General features: G+C 33.4%; 6 protein-coding genes and 2 pseudogenes. 2 read left to right on the top strand and 6 right to left on the bottom strand.

Translation table 11 applies throughout. The features are described from left to right. Both bamA and rseP read right to left on the bottom strand, forming a co-directional pair. The coding region (gene bamA / locus IHO40_RS04990; protein ID WP_225537045.1) for an outer membrane protein assembly factor BamA at nucleotides 1-1,843 on the bottom strand (1,843 nt) is incomplete at its 3' end. Between the two features lie 6 nt (nucleotides 1,844-1,849). Continuing rightward, complete coding sequence (gene rseP / locus IHO40_RS04985) at nucleotides 1,850-2,974, bottom strand: RIP metalloprotease RseP (protein WP_368666781.1); 1,125 nt, start codon at nucleotides 2,972-2,974, stop codon at nucleotides 1,850-1,852. A 99-nt stretch (nucleotides 2,975-3,073) separates the two neighbouring features. On the opposite strand from rseP, the gene IHO40_RS04980 reads away from it, so the two are divergent. After that, nucleotides 3,074-3,349 carry a succinate dehydrogenase assembly factor 2 gene (locus IHO40_RS04980; protein WP_368666780.1) on the top strand — a complete coding sequence of 92 codons (276 nt, stop codon included), beginning with the start codon at nucleotides 3,074-3,076 and terminating at the stop codon, nucleotides 3,347-3,349. Here IHO40_RS04980 and zapA read toward each other — a convergent pair. The 3 genes and pseudogenes from zapA to IHO40_RS04965 form a co-directional block, all read right to left on the bottom strand. Continuing rightward, a pseudogene (gene zapA / locus IHO40_RS06130) lies at nucleotides 3,327-3,643 on the bottom strand (cell division protein ZapA). The gene IHO40_RS04980 and the pseudogene zapA overlap by 23 nt on opposite strands. A gap of 71 nt (nucleotides 3,644-3,714) precedes the next feature. Continuing rightward, a complete protein-coding gene (locus IHO40_RS04970; RefSeq protein WP_225537041.1) occupies nucleotides 3,715-3,993 on the bottom strand; it encodes an HU family DNA-binding protein in 279 nt (92 codons plus the stop codon). Between the two features lie 22 nt (nucleotides 3,994-4,015). Further along, the gene (locus IHO40_RS04965) at nucleotides 4,016-5,668 is read right to left on the bottom strand and encodes a 30S ribosomal protein S1 (protein ID WP_225537040.1); all 1,653 of its coding nucleotides are present in this window, start codon (nucleotides 5,666-5,668) and stop codon (nucleotides 4,016-4,018) included. A 594-nt stretch (nucleotides 5,669-6,262) separates the two neighbouring features. Between IHO40_RS04965 and IHO40_RS04960 the strand changes: the two are divergent. Next, nucleotides 6,263-6,813, top strand: a pseudogene (locus IHO40_RS04960) (PD-(D/E)XK nuclease family transposase); the annotation flags it as partial. 54 nt (nucleotides 6,814-6,867) lie between these two features. On the opposite strand, the gene trhO reads toward IHO40_RS04960, so the two are convergent. Further along, a complete protein-coding gene (trhO, locus tag IHO40_RS04955) occupies nucleotides 6,868-7,617 on the bottom strand; it encodes an oxygen-dependent tRNA uridine(34) hydroxylase TrhO (protein ID WP_225537039.1) in 750 nt (249 codons plus the stop codon). Between the last annotated feature and the right edge of the window lie 2 nt (nucleotides 7,618-7,619).

Here is a 7,619-nt window from a genome sequence, read left to right as displayed (position 1 = left end):
GATGTGCATAAAAAGACAAAAATTCGGATTTGAAGAAATTTACGTTTCCTCCCAATCCTGAGATGTCCTGGCTTAAGCGCAATAAATAACCATCTCTTGGAACGTATAGATTATCTAATTTATTATACGCTAATGTGTATCCTACTGATGAAATGTGATATTCACCTTCTCTGTCCCGTATTATTTCAGGGATACCACCGTCCTTTCCACCCTTATTATCCAAGTGTATATGGTTATACTTATAAGAATAGCGGAGGGAATTAGTTAAGTTCTCTGTGACTTTATGTGATAATTTTGTAAAAAATCCCATGTCACAGCTATCAAAAGTGGTGTTTGGCTTATCTTGTTTTTCATAGAACACGCCTACACCTAATGATGTATCGGAGCCATTAAAATTATTTTCAACGGCTTCTAAATCGGTCGAAAATACGTATTGACTTTTCTCAATGGCAAAGGAGAGCTCTTTTCCGCTACCAAACAAATTACGGTCTTTAAAATCAGTTTTAAAAAATGCTCTGCCAGGAAAAGATACACCTCCTCCTAAATATAACGAGGTGGTGTTTTTTTCTTTAACATTTAAGTTAAGATTTATTAAATCATCATTAATTGCATAACTATCTATTTTTACTGCTTCAAAAAAATCACTACCAATCAATTTTCTATGCGATTTTTGAATCTCAAATGTGTTATAAGCGTCACCTTCTGCTACGCTGAGCTTACTTCTGATTACTTTGTCTAAAGTACGGTTATTACCGTCTATTATAATTTGATTTATGTAAATCTTTTTACCTGGCAGCACCTTATAAGTTACATCTATAATATTGCCACGCTCTGCGTATTCTGGATTAACTTTTGCAAATATATATCCTCTCCCGTTTAAATACTTGTTTATTTTTTCTACCGTATCACTAATTTTAACCTTATCAAATACTTTGTTACCTTCCTCAGTTATTAGTTCTAATATCTCTTCTTTTAGGTTTGGGTCTTGAATTTTAGCTTCAACATCAATTTTATTGCTTCCAAACAAATATTGCTCTCCTTCATCAATCAAAAAAGTTAATATCACTTGATTGTTATTATCAACTTCAGCAATCGGCTGAATACTATTGTTGATATATCCCTTGGATGAATAGAAGCGATTAAGCAATTCCTCGTTGATTAACAAATACTGTGGTGAGTAATGATTTCCACCTTTTAAAATAGCTCTGAATAACTTATTAAATACATCATTACTTTGCGTTTTAATAGCTTGTTCTAGCTCATTTTCTGAAAAGTTTTTATTGCCTATAAATCTTATGTCCTTAATTCTAGATGTTTTACCCTCTTTTATTTTAAAGACCAAATTAACCCTATTGCCATCAAGCTTATTCAGCTCATATTCAATTTTAGCACCAACCTTACCGTTGTTTCTATAAGTTGTGACTAAATTCAGTAAATCATTTTGTAATTTTGTTTCAGCAAAAATAGTTAAGGGTTTTGATTGAATCACGTTATTTAACAGTTCTTTACTTTTAAATAGCTTATTACCTTTCAATATTACCTTGTTAATTAATGGGTTTTCTTGAACTTTTATTATCAAGTTTTTCTCATCATCGATGTAAGCGTTAACATTAGCAAATAACTTTGTTTTGTATAAAACCTTTATAATTGAATCTATGTCGTCGTTGTTTACATAACTACTAGGTTCTAATTTCGTATAAAACTTTATTGTTTGGCTTCCGATTCGTTCATTACCAACGTATTTAATATCCTTTATCTGCGTCTTTTTTTCGTTTTCCGAAGCAACAATTAGTGTAGGAGAAGAGACAAAAATTACCATTAATATATAAAACAGTTTTTTCATATTTATTTAAAAAAGATGTCTGATATCATTCGAGATCGCAATTGCCATCAGCAAGAACAACACGGTAGCACCAAAAGTGGCAGCATATTTTTGACATTTCAAACTCAAATCTCTGCGCATGATCACTTCTACAACGTAGAAAAATAAATGCCCACCATCCAATGGTAAAATTGGCAGCAAGTTAATCGCAGCTAAAGTAGCTGAAAGAATCGCTATGAAATATAAAACCATAGTGAATCCCTGTTTAGCTGATTGTCCTGAATATTTTGCAATTTTTATTGGTCCACCTATTTCATTTATGCTTCTCTTACCAACGATAATTTGAAAAAGAGCTTTGATTGTTAAGCACATAGCGTGGTAAGTTTCACTTACTGATAGGTTCATAGCTCCAAGAAAAGATGATTGCTTTAGCCCTGTTATATCGACTGAAGTAACTCCTATAGTTTCTCTTTCTATCACGTTACCAAAAGCGTCTTCGTTCTTGATTGTTAATGGAGTTAAACTGGTCCTGTGCTTCTGATTATTTCTACTATACTCAATCTCCATTCTTGTTTTAGGATTCGATGTTATCACACGTGAAATATCTTCAAAATATTTTATTTTATATTTATTGATCTGTGTAACAATGTCACCTGGCAATAAACCAGCTTGCTCTGCTGGTTTGCCTTTAATTACACTTCCAATCACTGGTGGAGTGCGATAATAGCCTGCTGTGCTAAAGAATATTGTAAAAGCTATAACAGCAAGTACCATGTTTGCAAATGGTCCTGCGAAAACTATTGCTGCTTTTTTATATTGCGGTTTTATATGAAGTGAATATAACTTTTCTTCTTCAGTTAATTTTTGTTGATCAGCTGGAACGCTTCCTGCATTGCTGTCTCCTAGCATTTTAATATAACCGCCCAGTGGAACGGCACTTAATTTCCATCTAGTTCCAGACTTATCATGAAAAACAAAGATTTCAGGACCAAAGCCTATAGAAAAAGACTCAACTTTAACTTTGCACGCTTTGGCGATAATATAGTGTCCGTATTCATGCACAAACACTACAATAGAGATGATTAAGGCAAACGACAAAAGGTCATATACTCCATTACTAAGCTGATTGACAAGATTAGAGATTAATTCCACCTGTATTTTAGATATTAACAAAATGTTAAGTATATTAAAACGCGCCTCGCTTGACAAGTGTTTAATTTAACCTTTAAATTTAAAGAAAGTTTAGTAATAGTGACAGATACCTCTTTATTAAGAAAAAAACTGATGTATAGAAGCTGGCATAGAGGGTGCAAAGAAACCGATATGCTTCTAGGGTATTTTGCACTGAAGTACCTCAATAAGTTTTCCCTAAATGAATTAATCGAGTATGAAAAGATAGTTGATCTTGATGATTATGAATTATATTGCTATATAACCAGCAAAACAAACCTTCCTTCCAACTTAGATAGCAAGATAATGGACTTAATTACTTGCTTTATTGAAGCTAACCCTTTATACACTCAATAATTTTATTTACTCTACTTAGCACTTTAGTGTATTCCGTTCTTTTCTCGTTTCTATACTTTTCACACTCTTGATTCATTTCGTACAATTTTTTTGTTAATTCTAAAACTTTATCCTCAAGAATTAGTGCTGCAATAGGAGACTTAATGCTTCTGAGCTCTTACCGCCAGTTTTTTGAAATATAGAGCTAACTAGCTTGTTAAAATTATTAGCAAGGTACAATAAATGATCCTTTTTTCCACTTTCACAAGATATTTTGTATGCGCTGTTAAATATAACTATTTCTACTACTTGCATACAATGCTAAAAACTTTCATTGTATAACGTTAACTTTACCCCCACTTTCATTTTATTCACTGTATAAACTTTTATTCATTTATTAAATAGGATAATTTTTTACTGCTACGAAAGTATGTTTTAAAGTATTGATTTTTTACAAACTTCTGTGACATAAAGTGACTTGTCTCTTTCAAGTTATAACTCCTAATTGAAAAGGAGCCAAATCCCCTAATTTCAATTCTATTATGACGCTTCAACGTACTCGAAAGTATCTCAAAAAATCTGTTGACTATAGCCGCTATAACCATTTTGTCTAGGAAAGGATACCTCTCTGCCACCTTTGTTATTATGTTAGATTTCGTTGCCATTTACACGAAGCTAAAATTAAAATCATTTAGCAGATAGTATTATATTATATTCTTCAATGCCCGATACTTCAACTTCTATCTTTTCTGACACAGAAAACTTTTTATTTTCCGGTAGATGCTCTTGGTCTATTAAGAGAGTTACATCATTTTCAACTTCAACAACTAGTCCACCATCTTCTCTCTTACCTACGGTAACCTGCATTTTGTCTCCTAACTTGACTTTCTTTATCAATTCTATAAGTGGATCATACTCTATTTGTTTTATGCCAAGGTGAATTCTTGTTCGATTCACGTTAGCCCTTATTACTTTTGCCTCTATCGCATCGCCTATATTATACTTTTTTATCTCATCTGAACCATTTTTAGACCAACTTAGATCTTGTATATAAATTGTCCCTTCAACATTTTCATCTATTTCACAATCATCAAAAATAACAGATATATATAAGCCGGAATTATTTTTAACCTTACCAGAGACAATGGAGCCAGGGGGGTATTTATTGACAAACACTTGCCAAGGGTTATCTACACACCTTTTCATACTCAAACTCATTCTGTTTTTAGTGGTATCGATACTGAGAATTTTAACAGACACTTCTTGCCCCCTAGTTACAAGACTACTAACTGGTAGATTGCTCTTAACCCAAGTTATTTCTGATGAGTGAACTAGACCTTCGATTCCAGGCTGAAGTTCAACAAATAACCCATAATCTTCTATGCTTGTTATATGTCCTTTATGAACGCTGTCAATCGGATATTTTGACTCTACATCTTGCCAAGGGTTATCTTCTAGCTGCTTTATACCTAGGGAAACTTTTGCATTTTCCTTATCTATTTTTATAATTTTGACCTTTATAGTCTGGCCACAAATGAAAACTGCAGATGGGTGACTTACCCTACTCCAAGAGATATCTGTGATATGTAGCAATCCATCTATAACCCCTACTGCATCTGACTCATGGATGCCAACGAATACACCATAATGAGTAATGCTTTTTATTTTTCCTTCTATTATATCGCCCTCATTTAAAGACTCTAAAAACTTGTTTTTTTCACCAGCATGCAATTTTTCCAATACTAACTTCCTTGATACTACGATATTACCCTGTTTCTTATCCATTTTAAGCACGATGAACTTTTGCTCAGTTTCAATAAGGTGATTGGCATCTTTTACTTTCTTCAGATCCACATGACTTAGCGGCAAAAAGGCACTTATTCCATCGCCAAGATCAACAATAAAGCCGCATTTAATTGAGCGTTTGATAATTCCACTGACTTCAGCTTTTGTAACTGTATCTTCTTCCAGTTTATGCCATTTTTCTTCCCTAATTGCTTTTTCACGGCTAAGAACTACATTACCATGATAGTCTTCAATTCTCTCTACGTAAACTCTAATTTTAGAACCAACAACAACCTCATTGTTGCAACCAATCTCCTTGATTGGAATTCTCCCATCAGACTTTAAGCCAACGTCGACCACGATGTCATTAGGATTTATTCGTGTAATGACACCTTCTACTACATCTCCTTCCTTAACTTTATTAATAAAAGAATCTTCAAATAAAATGTTACTTTGATCTTCAAACTGGCCTTGATATATGTCTTCTATGAACTTGTTTGACGATAGTTTTCTGATACTAAGTGGTAGGTTTGCTGTTGGATCGTTATTATTCATGCAATGTGCCTTTCAATTTAAACTTTATTAAAAATAATACATTATATAGTATTAACAACTAGTTACAAGCAGTTTTTTGTTAACTCACCAATAGACTTCTTGAATAAAAAATAGCTTTTTGGTAGCGCGCTAGGTATACAATAACTGTTTCTAATAGAAACAAAAAACCACTTGACAACTTTTGCCATTACCTTTACCACAGTACTGAAGCTGTTGCTTATCTTCAGTACGTACAGATTAAACAACAAAAAAACTCAATGTACTTAGCGTGCTGTTGTTTAATTTTTTGCACTATTTGTACCTAATATCTTTATAAACTTTCAAGGTTTTTACCTAAATACAAGCTAAAATGCTTTATTAAAACGTCTAAGACAATAAAAAATGCCAATTTAAAAGATAGATAGTGAGTAACTAGCTAACGGGGTTTCTTTTACCTTTTTTTTATTTGGCAAATTTCTTAAGTGTTTATTGCTAAAGTAGTACTATGGATCCCAGCGTCAGCTACTCGGATGATAAAAAAAGGGGCTACTTGGATACACCCATAGATCTGTCATTCCAGCGCGTGACGCTGGAATCTAGGAATTTTATCGAGTAGGTGAGTATAAAAGTTATGTTAAAATGTACCACTTTTATGAAAAACTAGATTGTATCCTGTTTCCCGATAAGCCTGAGTATAAATCAAAGCACACTATTCGGGATGAGGATACCAATGAGCATGGTTTAGAAGATTTTTATTTTACATTTATTGAACTGCCAAAATTTCCCAAGACGAAGGAAGATCAATTGGAGAGTACAGTCGAAAAATTGGTCTGCTTCTTCAAGTATGCCGGAAAAACCAGCCAAATGGAATTGGAAAGAATAATAGGAAGTGATTTAATAATGAAGAGAGCATATGAAGAACTAAATAGGTTAACTGGTTAGAAAAGGAGTTCATAGCATATGAGTAAGAGGTAAAGAGTATCCAAGATGAGAAGGCTGTTCTTGCTCAAAAACTTGATGATGCTAGAGAGAAAGGTGGAAAAGAAGGAAAAATTTAAGAAGCTAAAAACCTACTTAAAGCTAGCGTGTCTGTTGACTTGATAGCTGAACCTACTGGTCTTCCTAAAGCTGAAATTGCACAACTCAAAGAGGAAGTTACAAATTAATTTCAAATCGCTTAGCCGAATAGACATGTGTAGATAAATCAAGTTTTCTCATTGTTAAGCTTTACAATCAGAGCAAATCACCTGACCACGTGAGACTGATTTCAGTTCACCAGTTGGGACTTGATTTGAGCAAAATATGCATTTTATTTTATCGCTTGGAACAAGTGAGTTATTAACAGCAATTCTATCGTCAAAAACAAAACATTCACCTTCCCAATTACCATTTTTATTATGAGTGTTTTCAAGATAAGAAAGAATACCACCTTTAAGATGGTACACATTGTTAAATCCAAGGCTTTGCATGTATGCTGTAGATTTTTCGCATCTTATTCCACCGGTACAGTACATAGCCACTTTCAGGTCTTTATTTTTAGAAAATGACTTTGCCCACTGAGGAAATTCACGAAAACATTGAGTATTTGGGTCAATTGCATTTTTAAACTTGCCTAATTTTACTTCGTACTCATTTCGTGTGTCTATTACTAAAACGTCAGGTCGAGAGATAAAATCATCCCAATACTCTGGATCAATACATTTACCTCTAAGAGAAATATCAAGATTGCTTACGCCGAGGTTTACAATTTCTCTTTTTAATCTCACTTTCATCTTACTAAATGGTTGATATTCTGCTTCACTTTCTTTCCACATAAGATCTTCCAGCCTACAATCAGAACGTAGAAAATCAAATATTTTATCAATTGCGTTTCTTCTACCAGATATGGTTGCGTTGATGCCCTCCTCTGCAAGGAGTATAGTACCCTTCAGTGCAACGTCATCGCATGCAGCTTTTATTTCATCTTTCATGT

The sequence above is a fragment of the Wolbachia endosymbiont of Mansonella ozzardi genome (assembly GCF_020278625.1).
Classification (GTDB): Bacteria; Pseudomonadota; Alphaproteobacteria; order Rickettsiales; family Anaplasmataceae; genus Wolbachia.
This window is presented reverse-complemented; position numbering and strand designations above follow the sequence as displayed.